We start from the raw sequence: 24,976 nt of genomic DNA, 5'->3' as shown, positions 1-24,976 counted from the left end.
GTGGCCCATCCCTATAACGCAGACAATTTGTGCGCGCCCGGGGGCGGCGCGCCGACTCGCCATCAAAAAGGGGCCGCGCCATGCCGAAGAGAACCGACATCCAGTCGATCATGATCATCGGAGCCGGACCCATCGTCATCGGACAGGCCTGCGAGTTCGACTATTCCGGGGCACAGGCCTGCAAGGCGCTGCGTGAGGAAGGGTATCGGGTGATCCTGGTGAACTCGAACCCCGCCACGATTATGACCGACCCGGGCATGGCGGACGCCACCTATATCGAGCCGATCACCCCCGAGATCGTCGCCAAGATCATCGAGAAGGAGCGCCCCGACGCGCTGCTGCCGACGATGGGCGGACAGACCGGGCTGAACACCTCTCTGGCGCTCGAAGAAATGGGCGTGCTGGAGAAATTCGGCGTCGAGATGATCGGTGCCAAGCGCGAGGCCATCGAGATGGCCGAGGACCGCAAGCTGTTCCGCGAAGCGATGGACCGGCTCGGCATCGAAAACCCCAAGGCGACCATCGTCACGGCCCCCAAGGGCGCGAACGGCAAGAAGGACCTGGCCGAGGGCGTGCGCCTGGCGCTGGAGGCGCTGGAGGAGGTTGGCCTGCCGGCGATCATCCGCCCCGCCTTCACCATGGGCGGCACCGGCGGCGGCGTCGCCTACAACCGCGACGATTACGAGGCGATCTGCCGGTCGGGCATGGATGCCTCTCCCGTGGGCCAGATCCTGATCGACGAGAGCCTTCTGGGCTGGAAGGAATACGAGATGGAGGTGGTGCGTGACACCGCCGACAACGCGATCATCGTGTGTTCCATCGAGAACGTCGATCCGATGGGGGTGCATACCGGGGATTCGATCACCGTCGCCCCCGCACTCACGCTCACCGACAAGGAATACCAGGTGATGCGGAACCACTCGATCGCCGTGCTGCGCGAGATCGGGGTCGAGACCGGCGGCTCCAACGTGCAATGGGCGGTGAACCCGGTCGACGGGCGCATGGTGGTGATCGAGATGAACCCGCGGGTCAGCCGCTCCTCGGCGCTGGCGTCCAAGGCCACCGGTTTCCCGATCGCCAAGATCGCGGCCAAGCTGGCAGTGGGCTACACGCTGGACGAGCTGGACAACGACATCACCAAGGTGACGCCGGCGAGTTTCGAGCCGACCATCGACTATGTCGTCACCAAGATCCCGAAATTCGCTTTCGAGAAGTTTCCCGGCTCCACCCCCGACCTGACCACCGCGATGAAATCGGTCGGCGAGGCGATGGCCATCGGGCGCAGCATCCACGAGAGCCTGCAGAAGGCGCTCGCCAGCATGGAATCGGGCCTCACCGGGTTCGACGAGGTCGATATCCCCGGCGCACCCGACAAGGCCGCCGTCATCAAGGCGATCAGCCAGCAGACCCCCGACCGGATGCGCACCATCGCGCAGGCCATGCGCCACGGGCTGGGCGATGACGAGATCCACGCCGTCACCATGTACGACCCCTGGTTTCTCGCCCGCATCCGCGAGATCGTCGACACCGAGGCGCGGCTGAAGAAGGACGGCCTGCCCACCGACGAGGACGGGCTGCGCGCGCTCAAGATGATGGGCTTCACCGACGCCCGGCTCGGCCACCTCACCGGCCGCGACGAGGCCAACGTGCGCCGGGCGCGCCACAACCTCGGCGTCACCGCCTGCTTCAAGCGCATCGACACCTGTGCCGCCGAGTTCGAGGCCCAGACCCCCTACATGTACTCCACCTACGAAGCCCCGATGATGGGCGAGGTCGAATGCGAGGCGCGCCCCAGCGCCCGCAAGAAGGTGGTGATCCTGGGCGGTGGCCCCAACCGCATCGGCCAGGGCATCGAGTTCGACTATTGCTGCTGTCACGCCTGCTATGCCCTGACCGACGCGGGCTACGAGACCATCATGGTCAACTGCAACCCGGAAACCGTCAGCACCGATTACGACACCTCCGACCGGCTCTATTTCGAACCGCTCACCTTCGAGCACGTGATGGAGATCCTCCGCGTCGAGCAGGAGAACGGCACCCTGCACGGCGTCATCGTGCAGTTCGGCGGCCAGACCCCGCTGAAACTCGCCAACGCCCTGCAGGACGAAGGTATCCCGATCCTCGGCACCACCCCCGACGCGATCGACCTCGCCGAAGACCGCGAGCGCTTCCAGCAGCTGGTGCAGGGGCTCGGCCTCAAGCAACCCAACAACGGCATCGCCAGCACCGACGCGCAGGCCATCGAGATCGCGCAGCAGATCGGCTTCCCGCTGGTCATCCGCCCCTCCTACGTGCTCGGCGGCCGCGCGATGGAGATCGTGCGCGACCAGGCCCAGCTCGAACGCTACATCTCCGAGGCCGTCGTCGTGTCGGGCAAGAGCCCGGTGCTGCTCGACAGCTACCTCGCCGGCGCGGTCGAACTGGACGTCGACGCGATCTGCGACGGCACCGACGTGCATGTCGCCGGCATCATGCAGCATATCGAGGAGGCCGGCGTCCATTCCGGCGACAGCGCCTGCTCGCTGCCCCCCTACTCGCTGCCCGACTCGATCCTGCAGCAGATCCACACCCAGACCCACGCGCTCGCCCGCGCCCTCAACGTGGTCGGGCTGATGAACATCCAGTTCGCGGTCAAGGACGGCGAGATCTACCTGATCGAGGTCAACCCCCGCGCCAGCCGCACCGTGCCCTTCGTCGCCAAGGCCACCGATTCAGCCATCGCCTCCATCGCCGCGCGCATCATGGCCGGCGAAAAGCTGGCCGACTTCCCGATGCGCCCGCCCTATGACGTCGATGCCGATTACGACACCGTGCTGCCGCTGGCCGACCCGCTGACGCTGGCCGACCCCAACATGCCCTGGTTCTCGGTCAAGGAGGCGGTGCTGCCCTTCGCCCGCTTCCCCGGCGTCGACACCATCCTCGGCCCCGAGATGCGCTCCACCGGCGAGGTCATGGGCTGGGACCGCGACTTCCCCCGCGCCTTCCTCAAGGCCCAGATGGGCGCCGGCATGTCGCTGCCCACCGAGGGCTGCGCCTTCCTGTCGATCAAGGACGCCGACAAGACCCCCGACATGCTGGAGGCCGCGCGCATCCTGACCGATCTCGGCTTCTCCATCGTCGCCACCCGCGGCACCCAGGCCTGGCTCGAAAGCCAGGGCATCGCCTGCTCGGTCGTGAACAAGGTCTACGAAGGCCGCCCGGACATCACCGACATGATGAAGGACGGCGACGTGCAGCTGGTGATGAACTCCACCGAGGGCGCCCAGGCGGTCGAGGACTCCAAGTCGATCCGCACCATCGCGCTGTTTGACAAGATCCCCTACTTCACCACCGCCGCAGGCTCCCACGCCGCCGCCCTGGCGATCAAGGCCCAGGCCGAGGGCGACGTGGGGGTGAAGGCCCTGCAGGGGTGAACGGACATGTCGAAAGCATTTTTTGTCACACCAATTGGAAGCGATGAAAGCCCGGAAAGAAAACGCGCCGACAACGTTATGGAACATGTTTTGTCCCCTGCAATTGGCGATACGTTTGATATCCTCAGAGCAGACAAGATTGTAAAGCCGGGATCTATTACTCAAGACGTAATCGAAAACGTTTTTGAGTCCGATTTGGTTATTGCGGACCTAACCGGGTTGAATGCGAATGTTATGTATGAGGTAGGAATTCGGCATAGCTTCAATCGCCCGATCGTTCAAATCGCTCAGACCGGTGAAAAACTTCCATTTGATATTGCAAGTGAAAGAACTGTATTCTTTGACATTACCAATCTGAGCAGCGTTGCTTCAGCGAAAGAACAGATAAGAAGCGCAGCGAGCGCGGCTCTTTCGAGCGCTGATGAATATGTCGGCCCTATACAGCGCGCACTGAACACAAGCGCTGTATTTAGAGACGCTGGTGATGTTGGCGCAGCGATTGAAGCACTTGCCTACCAAATGCAGTCCTTGGCGGAGAACTACTACTTCCCTCAATCAATCGTCGAAGGCGACCGTCAAATAGATCATTTGTATTCCCTGTTTTCTGGCCTGCAACCTTATGAAGCTGATCGACTTCTTGATAAACTGAGAAAACTGTAGATGAGTGTTCAGTATTTCTTCTCGTAATCGGCTTTGCATGGAAATTCTTTCACGATCATGAGGTATGCCCTTTCAATCTTCTTCGATACTGGTCATGCTCACGCATGCTACAGAAACAGTCCATCGCCCTTGCCGACGTCCGCGTTCCCACCAAGAGGGCCAAGACGTTGGATACGGCCAAGGTGCAGGCGCTCGCGGAAGACATGATCGAAAATGGCCAGACGACGCCGATCCAAGTGCGAAGTGATGGCGCCGGCTTCATCCTGGTTGAGGGGCTGCACCGGCTCGAGGCCCTGCGCGCGCTGGGGGAAACCTCGGTCGCAGCCTATCTCGTGCAGGCCCGCCTGCACTGATCGCCGCTAGTCGCCGCCCGAGGCGTCCAGCAGCTTCGCCATGTCCCCGAACTCCGGGCGGTCGCGGTCGGCCCAGCGGTTGTCGCGGAATTCGGTCATCGTTTCCCCGCCCTCGATCAGCCCGGCCAGGCGGGCGTGCATGAAGGTGCGCAGCACGTCGTTCATCCGCGGCTGGTAGCCCGGCCCCAGCGAGCGGAAGAACTTCAGCACGTCCTGGTCGATCCGCATGGTGATCCGCGTCTTGTGGTGGCTGCGCTCGGTATAGATCTGCTCCCATTCCGGCGGGATGCGCCGCAGGTGGTTCAGATGGGTGTGCAGGTCGTATTCCAGCCGCTCCAGCGCCTCGGCGACGTAATAGGCGTTCTCGGCCTGGCGCCGGGTGCGTTTCGGTTTCATCGGGGCGGTGGCGGTCATCTCGGTCTCCTCGCTCTGGGACGCGCCCGACTCTGCGACGAAAGGGTTAACAAGCGGATGCACCACCGGTCTGCACGGCGTATGCACGCGATCTGCACGCTTGGCACACCCCCGTTTGACTTGACCTTGCGGGCGCTTTGGGTCCACATCTGCGGACCTGCGGAGGAGCCTTTCATGCACACACCCGCCATCACCGGCACCGGGGTGTTTACCCCCGATCTGACCATCACCAACGCCGAGCTGGTCGAGGCGTTCAACGCCTATGCCGACCGGTTCAACGCCGAGAACGCCGCCGCCATCGCCGCCGGCGAGGTCGAGGCCAAGGAGCATTCCAGCGAGGAGTTCATCGTCAAGGCCTCGGGCATCGAACAGCGCCATGTCATTGACAAGTCAGGGATTCTCGATCCCGCGGTGATGCACCCCCTGCTGCGCCAGCGCTCCGACGACGAACCCGCGCTGATGGCCGAGATGGGTGTGGACGCCGCGCGCAAGGCGCTCGCCGCCGCCGGGCGCGACGCCTCCGAGGTCGACCTCGTGATCTGCGCCGCCTCCAACATGGAACGCGCCTACCCCGCCGTCGCCATCGAGATCCAGCAGCTGCTGGGCGCCGGCGGCTTCGCCTTCGACATGAACGTCGCCTGCTCTTCCGCCACCTTCGGCCTGCAAGCCGCAGCCGACATGATCCGCGCGGGCTCGGTCCGTAAGGCCTTGGTTGTAAACCCGGAAATCTGCTCGGCCCATCTCGAGTGGCGCGACCGCGACTGCCATTTCATCTTCGGCGACGTGGCCACCGCCGCCCTCGTCGAACGCGCCGAGGATGCCAAGGGCCCCTCCTTCGAGATCGTCTCGACCCGCTGCGCCACCGAGTTCTCCAACAACATCCGCAACAACAACGGCTTCCTGCGCCGCTCGCGCCCCGACGGCGTCAAGGACCGGCGCGACATGCAGTTCATGCAGAACGGCCGCAAGGTCTTCAAGGAAGTGCTGCCGATGGTCAGCGCCCATATCGCCGGCCACATGGCCGATGACGGGATCGACGCCGGCGACCTGAAACGGCTCTGGCTGCACCAGGCCAACAAGACGATGAACGACTTCATCGGCAAGAAGGTCTTGGGCCGCACGCCCGAACCCGGCGAACAGCCCAACATCCTGCAGGATTACGCGAACACCTCCTCGGCCGGCTCGATCATCGCCTTCTCGAAATATTCCGACGACCTGCAGGACGGTGACTACGGCCTGATCTGCTCCTTCGGCGCGGGCTATTCGGTCGGATCGGTGCTGGTCAAACGCCACGCCTGAGCGGCGCACCGGACAGGACGTGGCGCGCGCTAATAGGCGCGCCTTTCGGCGGGGCGGTTACACGCATTCGGCCTCGAGGTTCAGCTTCATGTCGATCAGAACCTGCTGCAGCAGCAGGGTTTCCCGCAACAGGCGCTTGGCCTCGTTGAGCGAGATCGACCCGTCCCTTATCGCCTGATGGTACTCGCTCATCAGCATCGCGAACCGCTGAATCAGGGCGATCACGTCGGAATTGACGTTGCCGTTGCCCGGAGTGTTCGGGTGGCGATCGTCGTAGGACAGGGTGATCTTGCCAAAATCCGCCAGCGCCCCCGTCACATGCGGATAGGACGATACCGCCTCGAGCCTCGCGACAGCATCGACCGGAATGAAACGCTCGGCGTGTTCGTCATGGTCCGAATAATAGCGCCCAAGCGTCGCCTTGGACTTGCCGGTGATCCTGCAGGCCGCTTCAAGACCCACGTCCTTGACCAGCGCCTCGGTGTGCATTTTCAGGTAACGGCCACTATGATCCACGCCGAGTCCTCTCCTCTGCGCACCCGGCCGGTCGCGACGGGGAACCCGGCGCTTCTTTTCCCATTCCGCAGCTTAGGGCGAAATGTCATCCTTCCGCCATACCCCCGGGAAGAGGGTCGTGAAGAGTACCGGGCGGCGTGTCGCCCAGTCTGCCGGGCGGCGGGCGTGTATGAGCCCGCTGCCACTCCGGCAATCGGCCGTCTTGCGCGGCGCGCGGGCCGCGCTTAAACCCGCGCCATGGCAAAGCTTTTCTTCAACTATTCCACCATGAACGCCGGCAAGTCGACGGTTCTGCTGCAGGCCTCGCACAACTACCGCGAACACGGCATGCAGACCTATCTGCTCACTGCGCGCGTCGACGACCGAGCGGGGCCGGGGCGGATCGCCTCGCGCATCGGCATCGGGTCCGACGCCGATGTCTTCGCACCGGGCGACGATCTTTTCGCGATGGTGCAGGACCGTCTCGCACAGGGTCCCGTCTCCTGCGTTTTCGTGGACGAGGCGCAGTTTCTCGAGAAGGCCCAGGTCTGGCAGTTGGCACGCGTGGTCGACGACCTGAACCTGCCCGTCCTCTGCTACGGGCTGCGAGTCGACTTCCGCGGCGAGTTGTTCCCGGGGTCCGCCGCGCTGCTGGCCATCGCGGACGAGATCCGCGAGGTGCGCACGATCTGTCGCTGCGGGCGCAAGGCGACCATGGTGATCCGGCAGGATGCAGAGGGGCGCGCGCTGCGCGATGGCGCGCAGGTCCAGATCGGCGGGAATGAAACCTATGTCTCGCTCTGTCGACGCCACTGGCGCGACGCTGTGGGCGACCGCCCCCAAACCCAGGGAACCGAGGACTGAACTGTCGCGTTGGGTTCCTGATGCGCCTAACAGCGCAAGAAAGGAGTCCGAACCATGAGACTGCGTTACTACATGATCGTTCTGACCACGCTCTGCGTCGCAGGCGCAGCCATCACCGCCGCGCTTGCAATGGGGTTTGTCGGTTGGCCCGCCTTCGCCGTGTCCGGTGCAACAGGCCTCATCGTCGGCGTGCCGGGAGGCATATGGCTCGCCCGCCGGATCAAGAAAGACGACCCGGCCTGGAATCAACGTCGCGACGAACCGCGACCGCTGCGTGACGCGTAATTGCCTGCGGCTGGCGGATCAGTGCATCCGCCCGCCCTTGGGAACCGGGCCGTCCGGTCCGATCAACACGATTTCTCCCGTCGCGTCCGGCAGCCCCAAGACCAGAACTTCGGACATGAACGGTCCGATCTGGCGCGGCGGAAAATTCACCACCGCCATCACCTGCTTTCCGACGAGCGCGTCGGGTGTGTAATGGGCAGTGATTTGCGCGGATGTCTTGCGTTCGCCGATTTCGTCTCCAAAATCGATCCACAGCTTGATGGCCGGCTTGCGCGCTTCCGGAAAGGGTTCTGCGCGCAGTACTGTGCCGACGCGAATGTCCACCTTCAGAAAGTCCTCGAACGAAATCTCAGCCACGAGACAGCTCGCGCGCACGATCTGTCGCCGCCTTCACAGCCCGGTTCAATAGAGACGGGAAGCCGGTGTCCTCGTCCATCAGAACCTCGAGCGCGGCCTGCGTCGTCCCGTTCGGGCTGGTGACATTTACGCGCAGCTGCGCAGGGTCTTCCTCGGCGGCTTCGGCCAGCGCGCCGGCTCCGGCCACCGTGGCCTTGGCCAGTTTCATCGCCATCTCCGCCGGCAACCCCTGTGCCTCGCCGGCCGCGGCCAACGTTTCGATCAGGTGAAAGACATACGCCGGACCCGAACCGCTCACCCCCGTGACCGCGTCGATCTGCTCCTCGCTGTCAAGGCGCACGGTCTGGCCAACCGCCGACAGCAGCATCTCCGCCATGTCGAGATCCGCGCCGTCTGCCACCGCATTGCCGACCAGCGCGGTGATCCCGCGCCCGACGGCCGCCGGCGTATTGGGCATCGCACGCACGATGCGCGCACCCTCTCCCAAGGCCGCTTGAAATGCCGAAATCGGTGTGCCGGCGGCAACCGAGATGAAGACCGTATCGCCGCCGAGCGAGGCCAGCGCAGGCAGCGCATCCCCCATCATCTGCGGCTTGACCGCGATCAGCACGAGGGCCGGATCGCTCGGCAGGTCCTCGTTCAGGTGCAGCCCCTGGGCCTTGACCCAATCGGACGGATTCGGGTCGATCACCCAAACCGCGGTCGCAGGCAATCCCCGGTCGAGCCAACCGGCCAGCAAGGCCGAGCCCATCTTGCCGCAGCCCAGCAAGACAAGCCCACGCGCGGCAAGGTCCTTGATGTCCATGAAAACGCCCCTCCCCTCTTCGGTTCAGGGCTCAGGTTTACGCCCGCCCGTAGGCCTCTGCAATGGCGACCTGTATCGCCTCGCGCGGAGTCTGGTTGCCCCAGACAAGAAGCTGGATCGCCGGGTAGTAGCGCTCGGCACTCAGAACGGCGGCGCTGATCATCGTGTCGATCTGATCGGGCGTGGCCATCTGCCCGCCGCTGAGCACCAGCCCATAGCGATAAACCATCAGCTTCTGCTCGGCCCAATAGGTGAACGCGCCAGCCCAGCATTGATCGTTCATCTCGTTGATCAGGGCGTAGAGCCCCGACATCTTGTCCTCGGGCGGGTCCATCTCGAAGGTGCAGATCATCCGCAGCGTTTCGTCATAGCCCGACCAGGCAAGCGTGATCGAGTATGTGCGCCACTGCCCCTCGACGGCCATGGCGATTTGATCGTCGCCGATGCGATCGAACTCCCAATCGTGATCGGACGCGATATGTTCCACGATATCGATCGGGTGAATGTCGTCTTCCAGATACTGCTCGGAAAGGGCCATGATGCCACCTCACTGATCTCTAGCGAAGGGGACTGTGCAGCGCCCCTAGCGCTAGCTGCCTGCTCTACAGACCGGGGCGATCCCCCGTGCCCGTACAAGATATGGTGCGCCGCCAGCTCTAGTCTGACAACCCCCTATTTCGGGGGGAGCCGCAATAAGTTGTGGACACTTTGTATATTTGCCCAAAATCTCGTCTGTCTTCGCGCCTGTCCATACGCAAGGCGCGCAACGACCTGATCGTCGTTGCGCGCCTGCAAGAGCTTGGAAATTGAAATGGCGCGGCAGCGCCGCCTTGGGATCAGGCCTTGGGCTTGGGTTTCGACTTCGGCGCCGCTTTTGCCCTGGGAGCGGCTTTCGGCTTGGCGGACGCCGCCTCCAGCGCGGACATGCGGGCGGACAGCGCCTCGTTCTCCTCCCGCGCTTTCTGCGCCATCGCGCGCACCGCGTCGAACTCCTCGCGGGTGACAAGGTCACGGTCGGCGAGCCAACGGTCGAGCAACGATTTCATCGCCGTTTCCGCCTCGTCGCGCGCGCCTTGCGCCACGCCCATGGCATTGGTCATCAACTGAGAAATGTCGTCGAGTATCTTGTTGCGGGTTTGCATCTGGTATCTCCGTTCCGTGTTGCCTCCAATATGGGGAGGAACGGCCCGCCGGACAAGGTTGACTTCCCCGCCGCAGCAGAGGCATTGAAACGCCCATGCAGGCCGCACTCCGATTTCCCGATCTTTCACCCGATATCGTCTCGATCTCCGTCTTCGGGGTCGACCTGACGCTGCGCTGGTATGCGCTGGCCTATATCGTCGGCATCCTGATCGCGTGGCGGCTTGCGGTGATCGCCACGCGGCGCGTGCAGCTTTGGGCCGACAACACCCCGCCGATGCGGCCGGAGCAGGTCGAGGACCTGCTGACCTGGATCATTCTCGGCGTGATCCTCGGCGGGCGGCTCGGTTTCGTACTGTTCTACCAACCGGCCTATTACCTGCAGAACCCGATCGAGATCCTGCGCATCTGGCAAGGCGGCATGGCCTTTCACGGCGGCCTGCTGGGGGTAGTGATCGCGTCGTGGCTCTACTGCCGGCGACATGCCATTCCCGTTCTGCCCGCCGCCGACCTGATTGCCCACACTGTCCCCGCTGGTTTGTTGCTGGGGCGGCTCGCCAATTTCATCAATGCCGAGCTTTGGGGCCGCCCGACCGACCTGCCATGGGGCGTCATCTTTCCCGGCGCCGCGGCGCAGGATTGTCCGGGTGTTGTCGAAGGCCTCTGCGCCAGGCATCCGTCACAACTTTACGAAGCGGTGCTCGAGGGGCTTATTCTCGGCGCAGTCCTTCTCTGGCTGGTCTATCGCCGGGACGGGTTCAAGCGGCCGGGGCTCGTCTCGGGCACGTTCTTTGCGGGCTACGGACTCGCGCGCTTCCTCGTCGAGTTCGTTCGCCAACCGGACGCGCAATTCATCGGGCCGGGAAATCCACTGGGCCTCGCATGGCAGATAGGTGGGTATGGTCTGACCATGGGCCAGTTGCTGTCGCTGCCGATGATCGCCCTCGGTCTCTTTCTGATCCTGCGCGCGAAACGGCGCGGCACTCCATGACCCTGAAGGATCAGATCGTCCGGCGCATTCGCCAGGACGGGCCGATCAGCATCGCAAGCTACATGCGCGACTGCCTGCTGCACCCGACGCTGGGCTACTACACCAGCCGCGCCCCCTTCGGCGCCCAGGGAGATTTCATCACCGCGCCCGAAATCAGCCAGATCTTCGGCGAGGTGATCGGGCTCGCACTGGCGCAGGCCTGGATCAGTCAGGGACGTCCAACGCCCTTCACCCTCGCAGAGCTGGGCCCGGGACGCGGCACGCTCATGGCCGACATCCTGCGCGCCACACGACTGGTGCCGGGCTTTCACGACGCCGCACGGCTTGTGCTGGTCGAGGCCTCCCCCGCTCTGCGAAAAGTGCAGGCCGAGATACTGTCGCCCCATGCGCCGACCTGGTCCGAACAGGTCGAAGACCTGCCTGAGCGTGCTCTTTTCATCGTCGCAAACGAGTTTTTCGATGCGCTGCCGGTTCGCCAGTTCCTGCGCGCGGGCACAGGGTGGCGCGAACGGCGGGTCGGTGAAAAGGGCGGCGATCTTGTCTTCGGCTTGGGTCCGGCAGGCCCACAACCGACACTGACGCATCGGCTGGACGATACGGCCGAGGGCGATCTCGTCGAGACCTGCCCGTTGGCGGCCGAGGTAACAACCATACTCGCCGAGCGAATCGCGGCCCATGGCGGAGTCGCGCTGATCCTAGATTACGGCGACTGGCGCTCGCTCGGCGACACGCTACAGGCGGTGGCCGCCCATGAAACGGTCGATGCGCTGGATAAACCTGGACAGGCGGATTTGACCGCGCATGTGGATTTCGAGGTGCTGGCCAACGCCGCGCGGCGGGCGGGTTGCGCCCATACCCGTCTGACTCCGCAAGGTGTTTTCCTCGAACGACTGGGGATCACCGCCCGGGCCCAGGCCTTGTCCAAGGGATTGACTGGCGAGGCGCTCGACCAATTGGTCGCCGCACATCGCAGGTTGACGCATCCCGATGAAATGGGAAACCTGTTCAAGACCCTCGGGATCTTCCCGGCAGAGGGCACACCGCCACCCGGACTGGACCCATGACGCTGGAGATTCTCACCGCCGACCCCCTGTTGCCGCTTCGGCACGGGTTCTTCACCCGTCGCGGCGGCGCCTCATCGGGCGTGTTTTCGGGGCTGAATTGCGGCACTGGATCGTCCGACCAGAGCGAGGCCGTCTCGATCAACCGCGCCCGCGTCGCCGACGCGATGCAGATCTCACCCGATGCGCTGGTCGGGGTGCACCAGGTCCATTCGCCCGATGTGGTGACCGTGACCGAACCCCTTGTCGAGAAACCACGCGCCGACGCGCTGGTGACGGCCACGCCGGGGCTCGCCCTGTCGGTCCTGACGGCGGATTGCCAGCCGGTACTCTTCGCCGATCCCGAGGCCGGCGTGATCGGCGCGGCCCATGCGGGCTGGCGCGGCGCACTGGACGGGGTGCTCGAGGCGACGCTCGACGCAATGGAACAGCTGGGCGCGCGTCGCTGCGAGATCACGGCAGTGATCGGACCGACGATCAGCCAGCGCGCCTACGAGGTCGGCCCGGAATTTCTCGATGATTTTCTGTTGGATGACCCCGAGAACAGCCGGTTCTTCGCCGGCGGTACCGGCGACCGGATGCAATTCGACCTGCCGGGGTTCGGTCTGCACCGATTGCGGCGCGCCGGCGTCGGACACGCGGAATGGACCCGCCATTGCACCTATTCCGATTCCGCCCGTTTCTATTCCTACCGCCGCAGCACCCATGCGAAGGAGGCCGACTACGGGCGGCTGATCTCGGTCATCTGCCTTTGACGTCGTCCGCCCGTTAACCAGAGATACGGCCAATTCATTGACAATTTGACCGGAATTCGAGAAGTATTGTCGCCATGCAGACAACGTTCGCGTCAGTCTGCGTTGTCGGTGGGGGCCGACGCAGGTTCGACCGACTTTTCAAGGGCCGACCGAAATGACACTCCCAATCCCGCTGAACACGGCCTCGCGTCGCGCGATCCAGAATCACCCGGCTGGCATGGCCGATCCTGCAGCGCTGCGGGCTCAGCCTCGACCGCAATTGCGCCGCTATAGCGTATGGTCTCTGCTGCCCGGTGGAACGCTGGCCGAAACACGGCGCATCGCCCCGGCCCTGCCGATCTTCGAGGACGCATTCTGCGCCTTCTCGCGCGGCTCAATGGTCGAAACAGAGGCCGGCGCCGTGGCGGTCGAGGACCTGCTGCCGGGGGATCGCATCGTGACCCAAGACGGCGTGCAACCGCTGCTCTGGAAGGGCAGCACGACGCTCGTGCCCGGGCGTTCGGAAACGCAGGGGCGCAAGCGGCATCTGGCCCGGATCATGGCCGACGGTTTCGGTGTCCAACGCCCGATGTCCTGCGTGATAGCCGGCCCATCGGCGCGCCTGCTCCATACGCCGCCGCATCTTCGGGCGATGTGCGACGGCGCGCAGATGCTGACCCCGATACAGGAGTTCATCGACGGAATGACGGTGATCGAAACCGCCCCGCCCACGCCTGTCGAGCTGTTTCACCTGGGTCTCGCGCGGCACGCCGCGATCCGCGTCAACGGGCTGGAGTTCGAGACCTATCACCCCGGCCCCAACGCCGCGCGCCTGCTGAGCCAGGCGATGCGCCCGGTATTCCTGAGCCTGTTTCCGCATGTCGATCAGCTGTGCGATTTCGGCCCTCTCGCGTTCGCGCGGGCTGGCGATGGACAGCATGATGCGGTAAGCGCCTAGGCGCTCTTGCTCAGCCGGTCTTCGAGAATGTCGAACGGCACGCCGGGTTCATCCTTGGCGCGCCGGATCACGAGGGACGTCTTGACGCTGGCCACGTTCGGCGTGGTCAGCAACTCACCGGTCAGGAAACTCTGGAAACCGCTCAAGTCAGGCGCGACGCATTTCAGGATGAAATCCACCTCGCCGTTCAACATGTGGCATTCACGGACCAGCGGCCAGTTGCGGCACCGCTCCTCGAAGGCGCTCAGTTCCGCCTCGGCCTGGCTGTCAAGCCCGACCATCACGAAGACCTGCACCTCAAAGCCCAGTTCGCGCTCGTTGACATCCGCATGATAGCCCTCGATCAGCCCGGATTCCTCGAGCGTGCGCACCCGGCGCAGACAGGGCGGAGCGGAAATACCCACCCGCCGCGCGAGTTCCACGTTCGTCATGCGCCCGTCGGCCTGCAACTCTGCCAGGATCTTGCGGTCGATCGGGTCTAGGCGCGTCATAGCCATTTTCTGCTCCCCCGGAATTTGCGTTTGTTATATCAGCGGCGCGGGCATGCGCAATATTCTTTCGCATCCGCGCAACAATCTGTTCAAGCCGTTTGATGAATTGCACCACCCAAGATCGGGGGTTCAAGTCGGCAGACGCCGTGGATATATGCTCAATCCGACAGGCGCGCACGCACCCGCCTGCCACGGCGCGAGAAACGGGGGAAGACATGGCCGAGACACGGCATACCAAAGTTCTGATCATCGGCTCCGGCCCCGCCGGATACACCGCCGGCGTCTATGCCAGCCGCGCCATGCTGCAACCGCTGCTGGTGCAGGGAATCGAGCCCGGCGGCCAGCTGACCACGACCACCGAGGTGGAGAACTGGCCAGGCGACACCGAGGTTCAGGGCCCCGACCTGATGGTGCGGATGGAAGCCCACGCCAAGGCAATGGGCTGCGAGGTGGTGAGCGACATCATCACCGATCTGGACCTGTCAAAGCGCCCCTTCACCGCGCAGAGCGACAGTGGAACCGTCTACACGGCTGACGCCGTGATCCTGGCGACTGGTGCGCGGGCCAAGTGGCTCGGTCTGCCGTCGGAGGAGAAGTTCAAGGGCTTCGGCGTGTCCGCCTGCGCGACCTGCGACGGCTTCTTCTATCGTGGACAGGAGATCGTGGTGATTGGCGGCGGCAATACGGCGGTGGAAGAGGCGCTTTTCCTGACCAACTTCGCGAGCAAGGTGACGCTCGTCCATCGCCGCGACGAGCTGCGCGCCGAGAAGATCCTGATCGACCGGCTGATGAAGAACCCCAAGATCGAACCGCTCTGGTTTCACACGCTCGACGAAGTGGTCGGCACCGAAAACCCGTTGGGCGTCGAAGCAGTGCGGGTCAAGCACGTCAAGACCGGCGAAATCACCGAGATCCCCGCCAAGGGCGTGTTCGTCGCCATCGGCCACGCGCCCGCCAACGAGCTCGTCAAGGACGTGCTCGAGACCCACATGGGCGGCTATGTCGTGACCAAGCCCGACAGTACCGAAACCAGCATCCCGGGCGTCTTCGCCGCGGGTGACCTAACTGATCACAAGTATCGCCAGGCGGTGACCAGCGCGGGTATGGGTTGCATGGCGGCGCTCGAAGCCGAGCGTTTCCTCGCAGAACAGGACGGTTGATCCCGCGCCGAAAACATGGCGGCAATGCATCCGATGCATGGCCGCCACAATTCCCTTGAGAACAAGCAGTTTTGTCCATCTGAAGGCAGAAATCCGCGCCGAGAGGGCCCAAACGGGCAAAACCTGATTTCCATGGCTGGACTTTGGCGACCCAGCAGAGTTATGCCGCGCCCGACCGGGGCCGCCGGCACCCGTCTCTTTTCAAGCATCCAGGAATAGTCTCGATGACCATGCTCGCAAATCTCGCCCCGATCCCCGAACTCTATGTCTCCTATGACAGCGCGCAGAAGCTGAAGGTGGATGCCGGCGACCTGAAGAGCCATGACCTGACCCCGCGCCAGATCTGCGATCTGGAACTGTTGATGAACGGTGGATTCAACCCGCTCAAGGGGTTCCTGAGCGAAGCGGACTATGACGTCGTCGTGGAGAACATGCGACTGGCCGACGGCACGCTCTGGCCGATGCCGATCACGTTGGACGTGTCCGAGAGCTTCGCCGACGGGCTGGAGATCGGCGAGGACATTGCGCTGCGTGACCAGGAAGGCGTCATCCTGGCGACCATGACCGTGACCGACCGCTGGCTCCCGAACAAGTCGCGTGAGGCCGAGATGGTGTTCGGTGCGGATGACGTTGCGCACCCCGCCGTCAACTACCTGCACAACACCGCCGGCAAGGTTTACCTGGGCGGCCCCGTCACGGGCATCCAGCAGCCGGTGCATTACGATTTCCGCGGCCGCCGCGACACGCCGAACGAGTTGCGCGCCTATTTCCGCAAGCTGGGCTGGCGCAAGGTCGTGGCGTTCCAGACCCGCAACCCGCTGCATCGCGCACACCAGGAACTGACCTTCCGCGCCGCACGCGAGGCGCAGGCCAACCTGCTGATCCACCCGGTGGTCGGGCTGACCAAGCCGGGCGACGTCGATCACTTCACCCGCGTGCGCTGCTATGAGGCGGTGCTGGACAAGTATCCGGCCGCGACCACCACGATGTCCTTGCTGAACCTGGCCATGCGCATGGCCGGTCCGCGCGAGGCGGTCTGGCACGGGCTGATCCGCAAGAACCACGGCTGCACCCATTTCATCGTCGGCCGCGACCATGCCGGCCCGGGCCAGAACTCGGCGGGCGAGGATTTCTATGGCCCCTACGATGCACAGGACCTGTTCCGCCAGCATCAGGACGAGATGGGCATCGAGATGGTCGACTTCAAACACATGGTCTATGTGCAGGAGCGCGCCCAGTATGAACCCAATGACGAGATCGAGGACAAGGACAACGTCACGATCCTGAACATCTCGGGTACCGAACTGCGCCGCCGCCTGGCCGAAGGGCTGGAAATCCCGGAATGGTTCAGCTTCCCCGAAGTCGTGCAGGAGTTGCGCCGCACCCGTCCGCCGCGGTCCCAGCAGGGGTTCACCGTGTTCTTCACCGGTTTCTCGGGTTCGGGCAAGTCGACCATCGCCAACGCGCTGATGGTCAAGCTGATGGAGATGGGCGGCCGTCCGGTAACGCTGCTGGACGGTGATATCGTGCGCAAGAACCTGTCGAGCGAACTGGGCTTCTCAAAGGAGCATCGCGATCTCAACATCCGGCGCATCGGCTACGTGGCCAGCGAGATCACCAAGAACGGTGGCATCGCCATCTGCGCGCCGATCGCGCCCTATGCCGCAACGCGTCGCGCCGTGCGCGAGGATGTCGAAGCCTATGGCGCCTTCGTCGAGGTCCATGTCGCGACCAGCATCGAGGAATGCGAGCGCCGCGACCGCAAGGGACTCTACAAGCTGGCACGCGAGGGCAAGATCAAGGAGTTCACCGGCATCTCCGACCCCTATGACGTGCCGGAAAACCCCGAACTGCGGGTCGAGACCGAAGGCACCGACGTGGACAACTGCGCCCACCAGGTGCTGCTCAAGCTGGAGAACATGGGCCTGATCGCGGGCTGACCCGGTCGCATCCGAACGTGAACGGCCCGGCGGACACCCTTCGCCGGGCCGTTCACGTCTTGGCAAGACTGTCGCGGATCACCTCGACAGCGCGGCGCTCGATATCCGCATATTGGTCCAACTGCGGCTGGATCGCTCTGATCCGCGGCAGGCGCGCCTGGAAATCGCTTTCGGAGGCGGCGTGCACGGCCCGGCGCACATCTTCCTCGCTGACGCATTGTATGATGCCATCCGGGTCGATGAACCTGTCGAGATTGGGACAGCCCCAATAGATCGGTACCGTGTCGCAAAACACCGCATCCAGAAGCTTTTCGGAGAAGTAATTCGCTTCGCGGACGTTCTCGATCACGATGGAATAGCGGTATGGCGCCAGCCCATCGGATTTCTCGTCGAACGGCGTGTAACCGCGCCCCATCACGTCGACCTCCTGCCCGCTGTCGCGCACCCAATCGACCACGGCGTGGCGCAGCTTGTGCCCGGTCGTGTCCTTCTTGGAGGATGCGATGAGAGAGATCATCCGGCTTTTGTCGCGCGGCAGGTCGCGCCAGTTCGGCACCCATGTGGTGCCGTAGGGAAAGAATATGCCGTTGGGGATATCGGCCAGCAACTGTTCGTTGAAGCTGAGCACGCGATAGAAGCGCCGGTAGGTCACCCGCAGCAGGGCGAGGTGCTTGGCGTGGATGACCGACGGCTCGCCCAATACCAGCGAGATCTGCGCACGGGTCCCGCGCCGTGGGTTCAGGTGATGCATCGTCTTGGGAAAGCAGATCAGGTGGTCGGAAGGCAGCAGGTCGCCGACCGTGCGCCCAGTCAGCCGTTCGGGGCACCCGAGCGGCCAGTTCACCTCGGCAATAGGCTTGCGGCTGAGGTCCCGTCCGAGGTCGGTACCATAGGGAAGGAATCCGATGGCCGGCGCGGACGCGGTCATTGGCCAGCCTCTGGCAGATCGATCTGCCCGCGCATCAGCACATAGGCGCGCCCGGCGACCTTGATGCCCGTCATGGCATCGCTCGGGCCCAGTCGTGTGACACGCGCCTGCCCCGGACGGTCCATCCAATGGCCCTGTTCGGCGACGAAGCTGTCCTTCTCCATCAGGCCATGGTGCCAGAGATAGGCCGCCATCGCGCCCGTGGCGGACCCGGTAAACGGGTCCTCGGGCGGACTCGGCGGGGCCAGCAACAGGCGCGAGAACGTATCGCCCTCGCTGGTCGCACCGTTCAGCGTGACCAGGAACGGCTCCAGCAGATCAGTGCCATCATGGCCAAGGTCGCGCGCCAGATCGCGAAGCGCATCGACGTTCAGCCGCGCCGCGCGCAGATCCCCCTGATCGCGCAGAACCGTGACGCAGAACGCCAGCCCGGTCGATACAAGCTGCGGCGGCGTGAGGATCGCATCAGGCATTAGCCCGACCACGTGAGCGACGCGCGCCGGGTCGGGCGTTGCGCCGAAAACCGGTGCGACCTGTGTCATCTCTATCAAGTCGCCATCAAGGACGACCCGCACCAGCCCCGCCCCGGTCTCGAGCACCAGCGAGTCGCCCTTGACCAGCCCGCGCGCGCGCATCGCCGCCACGGTGGCGACTGTCGGATGCCCGGCAAACGGGATCTCGCGGCTGGCGAGGAAATAGCGAACACGGATGTCAGCGACATCGGACGGGCCGGTGAACGTGCATTCCACCAAGGACGTCTCGCGCACGACGTTCATGCAGGTCGCGGCATCAAGATCCGCACCGCCATGCACAACGGCACAACCGTTGCCACTGAAGGGTCGGCTGGTGAAGGCATCCACCCAATCGAAATCGTAAGACGCCATGGCGGCCCCCGATGGGTCGGACGAACCGCCCGGTTAGTGTCAGTGCACCGCGACGGGCGCGAAGTCGTGTTGACGTGCCAGCACGAAGGCCATGCGACGGTCGGCGACCAGCGCAAGCTGTTGCCCATCCGAGGAATGCACCGCGTAGAGGTGGCTGAGTTCGCCCGCCTCGGCACGCACTTCCTTCGGCAGATCGGCTACGTCCACCGTCTTGACGTAGACGATCGGCTTGTCCGTTTCGCTGAAATTGAATGGTGTGTCCATGACTTACCCCTTCCTGATGTTGATCGTCTGCACGACCGTTTCGGGCACGGCCCGGGTCAGGTCGACATGCAGCAGACCGTTCTCCATGATCGCTTCTCCCACCTCGACACCGTCGGCCAAAACGAACATGCGCTGGAACTGGCGCGCGGCAATGCCCCGGTGCAGGAAAATCCGGCCGTCACTGTCGTCGGACTGTCGGCCCCGGATCACCAGTTGCCGATCCTCGACCGTGATCGACAGGTCTGTTTCGGCGAACCCCGCCACGGCAAGCGTGATGCGATAGGAATGATCGGACGTCTGTTCGATGTTGAAAGGAGGATATCCGTCGTTGCCGGACTTGGAAGACCGTTCCAGCAGACGTTCCAGTTGCTCGAACCCGAGCAGGTGCGGGTATGAGCCCAGAGTGAGTTTCGACACGTTCCTAGCGTCCTTTTTCCATAAAGCGACGATACGCGCGGGCCCCGTTTCGGCGACCCGGCAGAAGAAATATGGGAAGAAAGTTCCGTATTCACAAGGTCTAGGCGAAAACATCTTATCCGCGTATCCTGTCGGTTCAGCATGCAGCGATTCCGGGGGCTTGCCGATGAATGTCCAATCCGATCTGTCAATGAAGACTGACGAGGTGCTCAAGGTCGAGCTGGAAGTGTTCCGCCGCCAGCACCGGGATCTGGACGAGGCGATTGCCGCGCTGGTCGATCGCGGGACGGCGGATCAGCTCACGCTCAAGCGCCTGAAAAAGCAGAAGTTGTGGCTGAAGGACATGATCGCCATGATCGAGGACAGGCTGACCCCGGACATCATTGCCTAGCGGCCCGATCCGGCTATAGTGCGCGCTCTTTCGGCAGCAGGGGCAAGGGCATGGCGGAACTTCGGGTCGGGATCATCATGGGGAGCCAGTCGGACTGGGAGACCATGAAGGAAGCTGCGTTGATGCTGGACAATTTGGAGGTGCCCTACGAGACCCGTATCGTCTCGGCGCACCGCACGCCGGACCGGCTGTGGGAGTACGGTCGCAGCGCCGTGCAACGCGGATTGCAGGTGATCATCGCCGGCGCTGGCGGTGCGGCGCATCTTCCCGGTATGATGGCATCCAAGACCCGGGTGCCGGTGATCGGCGTCCCGGTGCAGACACGGGCCCTGTCCGGCGTCGACTCCCTCTATTCGATTGTCCAGATGCCGCGCGGTTTTCCCGTCGCGACCATGGCCATCGGCGCGGCCGGGGCAGCCAACGCGGGACTGATGGCGGCAGGCATTCTGGCTCTGTCCGACCCCGCGCTGGCGGACCGGCTGGACACCTGGCGCGCCAACCTGTCGGCCTCCATTCCCGAGGAGCCGCGCGATGAGTGAGCCACTTTCCACCGGCGCCGTCATCGGCATTCTCGGCGGCGGCCAGCTTGGCCGCATGCTGTCGGTCGCCGCGTCGCGGCTTGGCTTCCGCAGTCATATCTACGAACCGGGCGCCAACCCTCCCGCGGGACAGGTCGCCGACCAGGTAACGACGGCCGCCTATGATGACCGCGCGGCACTGGCGCGTTTTGCCGAGTCGGTCGATGTCGTCACCTACGAGTTCGAGAACATTCCAACCCGCGCGCTCGATCTTCTGGAAACCCATCGCCCGATCCGCCCAGGTCGCGAAGCTCTGCGGATCAGCCAGGACCGGCTGACCGAAAAGACTTTTCTGCGCAAACTCGGGCTCACCACCGCGCCCTTCGCGGGTATCGTCGATATGGGTGACCTGAAGGCCGCCCTCAAGCAGATCGGCACGCCGGCGATCCTCAAGACCCGGCGGCTTGGCTATGACGGCAAGGGGCAGGCCCGGCTGCTGCGACCCGAAGACGCCGCGAACGCCCTGATCGCAATGGACGGCGCGCCGGCCGTGCTCGAAGGGTTCGTCGATTTCAGTCACGAAGTCTCGGTGATCGCAGCCCGCGGCCTGACCGGAGAGGTCGCCTGTTTCGACCCTGGCGAAAACGTGCACCGCGACGGCATCCTGCGCACAACGACGGTGCCGGCAAAGCTGACCCCCGCGCAACGGACAGATGCGATCCTGCTGGCTGCGAACATCCTGAACGCGCTCGACTATGTCGGTGTGCTGGGCGTCGAACTCTTCGTCACGCCGCAGGGCCTTGTTGTGAACGAGATCGCGCCCCGGGTGCATAATTCCGGGCACTGGACGCAGAACGGCTGCGCGGTAGACCAGTTCGAGCAGCATATCCGGGCCATCGCCGGCTGGCCGCTGGGCGGCGGTCAGCGCCACGCGGACGTGGTGATGGAAAACCTGATCGGCGACGACATGGACCGGGTGCCGCAACTGGCGCGCGACCCGGACACCGCCATCCATCTCTACGGCAAGGCAGATGTCAAACCCGGCCGCAAGATGGGTCACGTCAACCGGATCAAGCGCTCCGTCTGAGACGGACCGGCAGGCGGTCACCAGACCGCCTGCGCGCAGCGGCGAGGGCGCGCCGTGCCCGAGCCGCTGCGCCCGTTTCCCAACGCCGTTTCACGCGATGAAGCGGCGCGCGATGTCCCCGGCCATGTAGCTGATACGCCCGCCCGACAGCGTGGTGGCGACCCGCCCGGTGTCCTCCTCCAGCACCACCAGATCGGCGCGCAACCCCGGCGCAAGCCGCCCGCGATCGCCCAGTCCCAGAATCCGCGCGGGCCCGTCCGAGACCAGCCCCCAGGCATAAGAAAGATCGCATACACCGCTGCGCACCAGCATCAGCGCCGCACGGCGGGGCGAGGGGTAGTGGTAATCCGAGGCCAAAGCATCGCAGAGCCCCATCGCGACCAGGTCGACCGCGCTGACATTGCCTTTGTGCGACGCACCGCGCACGGCGTTGGGCGCGCCAAGGATGATTGAATCCCCACCACTGCGCGCCTCTTCCGCGGCCGCGAGGGTTTCGGGGAACTCGGCAATCCGCACGCCGCGCCCCCGCCAAGTGGAGCGCGTTGCCGCATCCGGATCGTCATGGCTTCCCATCCGCACCCCGGCCCGCGCCAGTTCGGCGGTCAGGCCGTCGAGCGCGGTTTGAACCGCACCCGAGGCCGCATGCATGTCGAGCAGCATCTCGAAATGCCGCTCCGGATTGCGGCCTGCCTTGAGCGCCTGACCGGTCAGGCGCAGCGGGCGCTTGCCCTGCGCCAGCCGGTCATGTGGAAGGTGATCGTTGAACACGACATAATCCACCCCCCAACTGGCGATCCGGTCCGGTAGCTCCGCATAGGCGCCCAGCATATGCGTCTCGAACCGCAGCTGCGGGATCAACGCGGTCACGAGGCTGTTGCGCGTGGCGTGAATCGCCTGAAACACCCGGTCCGCATGATCGGGCCCGCGCAGCCCACCTTCCCAACTGTAAAACTGCGCCATGACGGCGGTCGTGATCCCGTTGGCGGCCAGTTCCGCTTCGGCAGCGATCACCCCCTGTTCGATCTCGTTCATCGCACCCCGCCGGGGCGCGAGATGACGCTCGAAGCCATCGCCATGCAGATCGACGATGCCCGGCAGCACCCAGTAGCTGCTCAGATCCACGCAGCGCCCGACCGGGCCGGACTGGATCGTCCCTTCGGCCATCGACAGGCGCTCGCGCACGAGACCGACCCCTGGCATCAGGACCTTCGCCCCGACCAGGTCGAGCGCCAGGGACGTCACCTGTCGCTCTCCTGCCCCTGGTCCTCCGGGCAGTCCCCGTCCTCGCACAACCCTTCGATGGTGCCGAAAACAGCGTCCATCCACGAGATATCGGGATTGAACCGTCCGTGCTCGATGAAATGTATAGCTTCCGCGATGACCCTTGGATTGTTCATCATGAACGTGTGCGTGACCGGCAGCTCGATATGGTCCGTCATGCCGAGAACCCGTGTCGAGCGCACCGATACCTTTCCATCGTCGGGACCTTCGATCAGCGATGAAAAGAGCGGGTTCAACGTGTGTGTTCCGGCAATCACGCCGACCGGGTAATCCACAGGCGGCAGGCGACGCGGCAGGCTGGTCGGCCCAGTGCCCAGCTGCATACCCGCCGGACCATTCAGAAGGCCGAACACCGCGAGATCGCCCAGTTCATCGACCAATTCACTGCCGTGATTGGGCGGACCCAGCATGACCACGCGACCAAGACGCTCGGGCTTCTGGCGCCAGAACCAATAGCGCACCAATATCCCGCCCATGGAATGGGTCACGAAATGCACTGTCTGATCGCCGCAGGCACTTACCGCCGCGGGCACGGTCTGCTCGGCCAACTGGGGGATCGGCATGTCGGTCGAGGGATAGCCCGGACGCACGACCTGGTACCCCCGGTCCGCCAGGACCTGCTCCATGACCGCAAAGGAGGTTTCGGTCCGCGCCAGCCCGTGCAGAAGGACGATGCAATCAGCCCAGAGCCCGAGGGGCCAGATCATCAGGATGAGGGCGAGCAGCGGTTTCATGACCGCCAGATACGCTGGTTTCAAACCGGTTGGAAGTCACTTGGCCGGGGCACGCCGTCGTCCCGACAAAACGGCGAGCGCGATCCCGCCCAACACCAGCGCAGCGCCGAGTGCAAGACGCAGACTGGCTGCCTCTCCCAACAGGATGACACCGGCAACCAGCGCGATCACAGGCACCGCCAGTTGAAGGATCGCGGCGGTTGAGGGCGTGAAGCGCGGCAGAATGCTGTACCAGAGCGCGTAGCCGAGGCCCGAGGTGACGGCGCCGGACAGCATGGCGAGGCCGGTGCCGGCAGGAGACATCGTGAGCGGCGCTCCGGTCAGCGGCACCGCCAGCGCGACCAGCGGCAGCGCGACGATGAAATTGGCCGCCGTTCCGGCCAGCGCGTCGGGTTCGGTGCGCCCGGCAAGCGTGTAGATCGCCCAACCGATCCCTGCCACGATCATGAAGGCGACCCCGGAGGGCGCGACAGCCGCGCCGCCAGCGGGCCAGAGCACCCATGCAAGCCCAGCGAAGGCGATCGATGCCCCCAGGATCTGCGCGCCCGTCGGCGGCGCACCGCGCAAGGCCGCCAGCAGGAACATGGTGATCTGCACCACTCCGAACAGAACCAGCGCGCCCAGACCTGCGTCGAGCGTCACATAGGCGCTGGAAAAGCCGACCATGTAGGCCACCAACGCCAACGCGCCCACCGCGCGGCGACGCGCAACGAGCTGCAGCGAGGCCCCGCGCATCGCCACCAAGATGCCCAGCATGACCGCCCCGGACAGGACCCTAAGCGCCGCGAAACTGGCCGCGTCGATGGCCCCGCTATCGACCGCCAGACGGTTCAGGATCGAGTTGGCCGCGAAGGCCGTCATGGTCAGGGCGGACAGGAGAAACAGCTGCATGGACATCGCTTAGCGGCTGATCTGGAAAAAGAACAGCCGGGAAGATTGGGCCGAGGACAGCGCCTCGAATTCGGCGCTCTCGATCGCTCCCACCCAAGGCGACGATTCAAAGGCCGGCGCACCAAAAAAGGGGAGCCCGTTGGCTCCCCTTCTCGGTCTCT

General features: G+C 64.4%; 28 protein-coding genes and 1 pseudogene. 15 read left to right on the top strand and 14 right to left on the bottom strand.

Features of this window, described 5'->3' with window-relative positions:
• Positions 1-80: 80 nt before the first annotated feature.
• The 3 genes from carB to JF290_RS05175 all read left to right on the top strand — a co-directional run bounded on the left by carB (position 81) and on the right by JF290_RS05175 (position 4,426).
• Positions 81-3,413 (top strand): carbamoyl-phosphate synthase large subunit, encoded by a 3,333-nt coding sequence (gene carB, locus JF290_RS05185; protein ID WP_199023704.1) that lies wholly within the window; start codon positions 81-83, stop codon positions 3,411-3,413.
• 6 nt (positions 3,414-3,419) lie between these two features.
• Positions 3,420-4,073: a hypothetical protein gene (locus JF290_RS05180; protein WP_199023703.1), complete on the top strand. Its 654-nt coding sequence runs from the start codon at positions 3,420-3,422 to the stop codon at positions 4,071-4,073.
• Between the two features lie 104 nt (positions 4,074-4,177).
• Positions 4,178-4,426, top strand: a complete 249-nt coding sequence (locus JF290_RS05175) for a ParB N-terminal domain-containing protein (RefSeq protein ID WP_199023702.1) — start codon at positions 4,178-4,180, stop codon at positions 4,424-4,426.
• A gap of 6 nt (positions 4,427-4,432) precedes the next feature.
• Here the strand turns inward: JF290_RS05175 and JF290_RS05170 are convergent, their stop codons facing one another.
• Positions 4,433-4,840, bottom strand: a complete 408-nt coding sequence (locus JF290_RS05170) for a BrnA antitoxin family protein (RefSeq protein ID WP_199023701.1) — start codon at positions 4,838-4,840, stop codon at positions 4,433-4,435.
• A 174-nt stretch (positions 4,841-5,014) separates the two neighbouring features.
• On the opposite strand from JF290_RS05170, the gene JF290_RS05165 reads away from it, so the two are divergent.
• Entirely contained in the window at positions 5,015-6,139 is a 1,125-nt protein-coding gene (locus JF290_RS05165; protein WP_199023700.1) for a beta-ketoacyl-ACP synthase III, read from the top strand.
• Between the two features lie 57 nt (positions 6,140-6,196).
• Here JF290_RS05165 and JF290_RS05160 read toward each other — a convergent pair whose 3' ends face one another.
• Entirely contained in the window at positions 6,197-6,628 is a 432-nt protein-coding gene (locus JF290_RS05160) for a hypothetical protein (RefSeq protein ID WP_199023992.1), read from the bottom strand.
• Between the two features lie 264 nt (positions 6,629-6,892).
• On the opposite strand from JF290_RS05160, the gene JF290_RS05155 reads away from it, so the two are divergent.
• Positions 6,893-7,498, top strand: coding sequence for a thymidine kinase (locus tag JF290_RS05155; protein WP_199023699.1), 606 nt, complete (start codon positions 6,893-6,895; stop codon positions 7,496-7,498).
• Between the two features lie 54 nt (positions 7,499-7,552).
• Complete coding sequence (locus JF290_RS05150; protein WP_227363868.1) at positions 7,553-7,783, top strand: hypothetical protein; 231 nt, start codon at positions 7,553-7,555, stop codon at positions 7,781-7,783.
• A gap of 18 nt (positions 7,784-7,801) precedes the next feature.
• Here the strand turns inward: JF290_RS05150 and JF290_RS05145 are convergent, their stop codons facing one another.
• The 4 genes and pseudogenes from JF290_RS05145 to JF290_RS05130 form a co-directional block, all read right to left on the bottom strand.
• Positions 7,802-8,140, bottom strand: coding sequence for a tRNA-binding protein (locus JF290_RS05145; RefSeq protein WP_199023698.1), 339 nt, complete (start codon positions 8,138-8,140; stop codon positions 7,802-7,804).
• Positions 8,133-8,945, bottom strand: coding sequence for a pyrroline-5-carboxylate reductase (gene proC, locus JF290_RS05140; RefSeq protein WP_199023697.1), 813 nt, complete (start codon positions 8,943-8,945; stop codon positions 8,133-8,135). The genes JF290_RS05145 and proC overlap by 8 nt, the downstream gene beginning before the upstream one ends.
• 37 nt (positions 8,946-8,982) lie before the next feature.
• On the bottom strand, positions 8,983-9,483 hold the full coding sequence (locus JF290_RS05135; RefSeq protein ID WP_199023696.1) for a type III secretion system chaperone family protein: 501 nt from the start codon (positions 9,481-9,483) through the stop codon (positions 8,983-8,985).
• A 367-nt stretch (positions 9,484-9,850) separates the two neighbouring features.
• A pseudogene (locus JF290_RS05130) lies at positions 9,851-10,087 on the bottom strand (accessory factor UbiK family protein); the annotation flags it as partial.
• Between the two features lie 95 nt (positions 10,088-10,182).
• Here JF290_RS05130 and lgt point away from each other — a divergent pair.
• The 4 genes from lgt to JF290_RS05110 all read left to right on the top strand — a co-directional run bounded on the left by lgt (position 10,183) and on the right by JF290_RS05110 (position 13,829).
• Positions 10,183-11,076 carry a prolipoprotein diacylglyceryl transferase gene (gene lgt / locus JF290_RS05125; protein WP_199023694.1) on the top strand — a complete coding sequence of 298 codons (894 nt, stop codon included), beginning with the start codon at positions 10,183-10,185 and terminating at the stop codon, positions 11,074-11,076.
• Positions 11,073-12,140, top strand: coding sequence for a class I SAM-dependent methyltransferase (locus JF290_RS05120; RefSeq protein ID WP_199023693.1), 1,068 nt, complete (start codon positions 11,073-11,075; stop codon positions 12,138-12,140). The genes lgt and JF290_RS05120 overlap by 4 nt, the downstream gene beginning before the upstream one ends.
• Positions 12,137-12,892: a peptidoglycan editing factor PgeF gene (gene pgeF, locus JF290_RS05115; protein WP_199023692.1), complete on the top strand. Its 756-nt coding sequence runs from the start codon at positions 12,137-12,139 to the stop codon at positions 12,890-12,892. Before JF290_RS05120 ends, pgeF begins: the two co-directional genes overlap by 4 nt.
• Positions 12,893-13,046: 154 nt before the next feature.
• Positions 13,047-13,829, top strand: coding sequence for a Hint domain-containing protein (locus JF290_RS05110; protein WP_199023691.1), 783 nt, complete (start codon positions 13,047-13,049; stop codon positions 13,827-13,829).
• On the opposite strand, the gene JF290_RS05105 is transcribed toward JF290_RS05110, so the two are convergent.
• Positions 13,826-14,326 (bottom strand): Lrp/AsnC family transcriptional regulator, encoded by a 501-nt coding sequence (locus tag JF290_RS05105; RefSeq protein WP_199023690.1) that lies wholly within the window; start codon positions 14,324-14,326, stop codon positions 13,826-13,828. The genes JF290_RS05110 and JF290_RS05105 overlap by 4 nt on opposite strands.
• 209 nt (positions 14,327-14,535) lie before the next feature.
• Between JF290_RS05105 and trxB the strand changes: the two genes are divergently transcribed.
• Both trxB and JF290_RS05095 read left to right on the top strand, forming a co-directional pair.
• Positions 14,536-15,480 (top strand): thioredoxin-disulfide reductase, encoded by a 945-nt coding sequence (gene trxB, locus JF290_RS05100; protein WP_199023689.1) that lies wholly within the window; start codon positions 14,536-14,538, stop codon positions 15,478-15,480.
• A 224-nt stretch (positions 15,481-15,704) separates the two neighbouring features.
• A complete protein-coding gene (locus JF290_RS05095; RefSeq protein WP_199023688.1) occupies positions 15,705-17,420 on the top strand; it encodes a bifunctional sulfate adenylyltransferase/adenylylsulfate kinase in 1,716 nt (571 codons plus the stop codon).
• Positions 17,421-17,472: 52 nt separating this feature from the next.
• On the opposite strand, the gene JF290_RS05090 is transcribed toward JF290_RS05095, so the two are convergent.
• The 4 genes from JF290_RS05090 to JF290_RS05075 are packed head-to-tail and all read right to left on the bottom strand — an operon-like array spanning position 17,473 to position 19,913.
• Entirely contained in the window at positions 17,473-18,348 is an 876-nt protein-coding gene (locus JF290_RS05090) for a glycosyltransferase family 10 domain-containing protein (RefSeq protein ID WP_199023687.1), read from the bottom strand.
• Positions 18,345-19,232 (bottom strand): PhzF family phenazine biosynthesis protein, encoded by an 888-nt coding sequence (locus JF290_RS05085; protein WP_199023686.1) that lies wholly within the window; start codon positions 19,230-19,232, stop codon positions 18,345-18,347. The genes JF290_RS05090 and JF290_RS05085 overlap by 4 nt, the downstream gene beginning before the upstream one ends.
• A gap of 39 nt (positions 19,233-19,271) precedes the next feature.
• Complete coding sequence (locus tag JF290_RS05080) at positions 19,272-19,496, bottom strand: DUF1150 family protein (RefSeq protein WP_199023685.1); 225 nt, start codon at positions 19,494-19,496, stop codon at positions 19,272-19,274.
• 3 nt (positions 19,497-19,499) lie between these two features.
• The gene (locus JF290_RS05075; RefSeq protein ID WP_199023684.1) at positions 19,500-19,913 is read right to left on the bottom strand and encodes an Hsp20 family protein; all 414 of its coding nucleotides are present in this window, start codon (positions 19,911-19,913) and stop codon (positions 19,500-19,502) included.
• Positions 19,914-20,079: 166 nt separating this feature from the next.
• Between JF290_RS05075 and JF290_RS05070 the strand changes: the two genes are divergently transcribed.
• The 3 genes from JF290_RS05070 to JF290_RS05060 are packed head-to-tail and all read left to right on the top strand — an operon-like array spanning position 20,080 to position 21,909.
• A complete protein-coding gene (locus tag JF290_RS05070; protein ID WP_199023989.1) occupies positions 20,080-20,304 on the top strand; it encodes a YdcH family protein in 225 nt (74 codons plus the stop codon).
• Positions 20,305-20,354: 50 nt separating this feature from the next.
• Entirely contained in the window at positions 20,355-20,843 is a 489-nt protein-coding gene (purE, locus tag JF290_RS05065) for a 5-(carboxyamino)imidazole ribonucleotide mutase (RefSeq protein ID WP_199023683.1), read from the top strand.
• A complete protein-coding gene (locus JF290_RS05060) occupies positions 20,836-21,909 on the top strand; it encodes a 5-(carboxyamino)imidazole ribonucleotide synthase (protein ID WP_199023682.1) in 1,074 nt (357 codons plus the stop codon). Before purE ends, JF290_RS05060 begins: the two co-directional genes overlap by 8 nt.
• Positions 21,910-21,999: 90 nt before the next feature.
• Here JF290_RS05060 and JF290_RS05055 read toward each other — a convergent pair whose 3' ends face one another.
• From JF290_RS05055 to JF290_RS05045, 3 genes are read right to left on the bottom strand one after another with little or no spacing between them, the layout of a single operon-like run.
• A complete protein-coding gene (locus JF290_RS05055) occupies positions 22,000-23,151 on the bottom strand; it encodes an alpha-D-ribose 1-methylphosphonate 5-triphosphate diphosphatase (protein ID WP_199023681.1) in 1,152 nt (383 codons plus the stop codon).
• Positions 23,148-23,924: an alpha/beta fold hydrolase gene (locus JF290_RS05050; RefSeq protein ID WP_199023680.1), complete on the bottom strand. Its 777-nt coding sequence runs from the start codon at positions 23,922-23,924 to the stop codon at positions 23,148-23,150. The genes JF290_RS05055 and JF290_RS05050 overlap by 4 nt, the downstream gene beginning before the upstream one ends.
• A 36-nt stretch (positions 23,925-23,960) precedes the next feature.
• On the bottom strand, positions 23,961-24,815 hold the full coding sequence (locus JF290_RS05045) for a DMT family transporter (RefSeq protein WP_199023679.1): 855 nt from the start codon (positions 24,813-24,815) through the stop codon (positions 23,961-23,963).
• Between the last annotated feature and the right edge of the window lie 161 nt (positions 24,816-24,976).

It is taken from the genome of Sedimentitalea arenosa (assembly GCF_016428585.1).
GTDB lineage: Bacteria > Pseudomonadota > Alphaproteobacteria > Rhodobacterales > Rhodobacteraceae > Sedimentitalea > Sedimentitalea arenosa.
Note: the sequence above shows the minus strand (reverse complement) of the source record. Positions and strands in the feature narration are given on the sequence as shown.

Excerpts from the sequence above, each read along its gene's own strand:
- carB (WP_199023704.1), top strand. The coding sequence starts at position 81 with ATGCCGAAGAGAACCGACATCCAGTCGATCATGATCATCGGAGCCGGA.
- JF290_RS05180 (WP_199023703.1), top strand. The coding sequence starts at position 3,420 with ATGTCGAAAGCATTTTTTGTCACACCAATTGGAAGCGATGAAAGCCCG.
- JF290_RS05175 (WP_199023702.1), top strand. The coding sequence starts at position 4,178 with ATGCTACAGAAACAGTCCATCGCCCTTGCCGACGTCCGCGTTCCCACC.
- JF290_RS05170 (WP_199023701.1), bottom strand. The coding sequence starts at position 4,840 with ATGACCGCCACCGCCCCGATGAAACCGAAACGCACCCGGCGCCAGGCC.
- JF290_RS05165 (WP_199023700.1), top strand. The coding sequence starts at position 5,015 with ATGCACACACCCGCCATCACCGGCACCGGGGTGTTTACCCCCGATCTG.
- JF290_RS05160 (WP_199023992.1), bottom strand. The coding sequence starts at position 6,628 with ATGCACACCGAGGCGCTGGTCAAGGACGTGGGTCTTGAAGCGGCCTGC.
- JF290_RS05155 (WP_199023699.1), top strand. The coding sequence starts at position 6,893 with ATGGCAAAGCTTTTCTTCAACTATTCCACCATGAACGCCGGCAAGTCG.
- JF290_RS05150 (WP_227363868.1), top strand. The coding sequence starts at position 7,553 with ATGAGACTGCGTTACTACATGATCGTTCTGACCACGCTCTGCGTCGCA.
- proC (WP_199023697.1), bottom strand. The coding sequence starts at position 8,945 with ATGGACATCAAGGACCTTGCCGCGCGTGGGCTTGTCTTGCTGGGCTGC.
- JF290_RS05135 (WP_199023696.1), bottom strand. The coding sequence starts at position 9,483 with ATGGCCCTTTCCGAGCAGTATCTGGAAGACGACATTCACCCGATCGAT.
- lgt (WP_199023694.1), top strand. The coding sequence starts at position 10,183 with ATGCAGGCCGCACTCCGATTTCCCGATCTTTCACCCGATATCGTCTCG.
- JF290_RS05120 (WP_199023693.1), top strand. The coding sequence starts at position 11,073 with ATGACCCTGAAGGATCAGATCGTCCGGCGCATTCGCCAGGACGGGCCG.
- pgeF (WP_199023692.1), top strand. The coding sequence starts at position 12,137 with ATGACGCTGGAGATTCTCACCGCCGACCCCCTGTTGCCGCTTCGGCAC.
- JF290_RS05110 (WP_199023691.1), top strand. The coding sequence starts at position 13,047 with ATGACACTCCCAATCCCGCTGAACACGGCCTCGCGTCGCGCGATCCAG.
- JF290_RS05105 (WP_199023690.1), bottom strand. The coding sequence starts at position 14,326 with ATGGCTATGACGCGCCTAGACCCGATCGACCGCAAGATCCTGGCAGAG.
- trxB (WP_199023689.1), top strand. The coding sequence starts at position 14,536 with ATGGCCGAGACACGGCATACCAAAGTTCTGATCATCGGCTCCGGCCCC.
- JF290_RS05095 (WP_199023688.1), top strand. The coding sequence starts at position 15,705 with ATGACCATGCTCGCAAATCTCGCCCCGATCCCCGAACTCTATGTCTCC.
- JF290_RS05090 (WP_199023687.1), bottom strand. The coding sequence starts at position 18,348 with ATGACCGCGTCCGCGCCGGCCATCGGATTCCTTCCCTATGGTACCGAC.
- JF290_RS05085 (WP_199023686.1), bottom strand. The coding sequence starts at position 19,232 with ATGGCGTCTTACGATTTCGATTGGGTGGATGCCTTCACCAGCCGACCC.
- JF290_RS05080 (WP_199023685.1), bottom strand. The coding sequence starts at position 19,496 with ATGGACACACCATTCAATTTCAGCGAAACGGACAAGCCGATCGTCTAC.
- JF290_RS05070 (WP_199023989.1), top strand. The coding sequence starts at position 20,080 with ATGAATGTCCAATCCGATCTGTCAATGAAGACTGACGAGGTGCTCAAG.
- purE (WP_199023683.1), top strand. The coding sequence starts at position 20,355 with ATGGCGGAACTTCGGGTCGGGATCATCATGGGGAGCCAGTCGGACTGG.
- JF290_RS05060 (WP_199023682.1), top strand. The coding sequence starts at position 20,836 with ATGAGTGAGCCACTTTCCACCGGCGCCGTCATCGGCATTCTCGGCGGC.
- JF290_RS05050 (WP_199023680.1), bottom strand. The coding sequence starts at position 23,924 with ATGAAACCGCTGCTCGCCCTCATCCTGATGATCTGGCCCCTCGGGCTC.
- JF290_RS05045 (WP_199023679.1), bottom strand. The coding sequence starts at position 24,815 with ATGCAGCTGTTTCTCCTGTCCGCCCTGACCATGACGGCCTTCGCGGCC.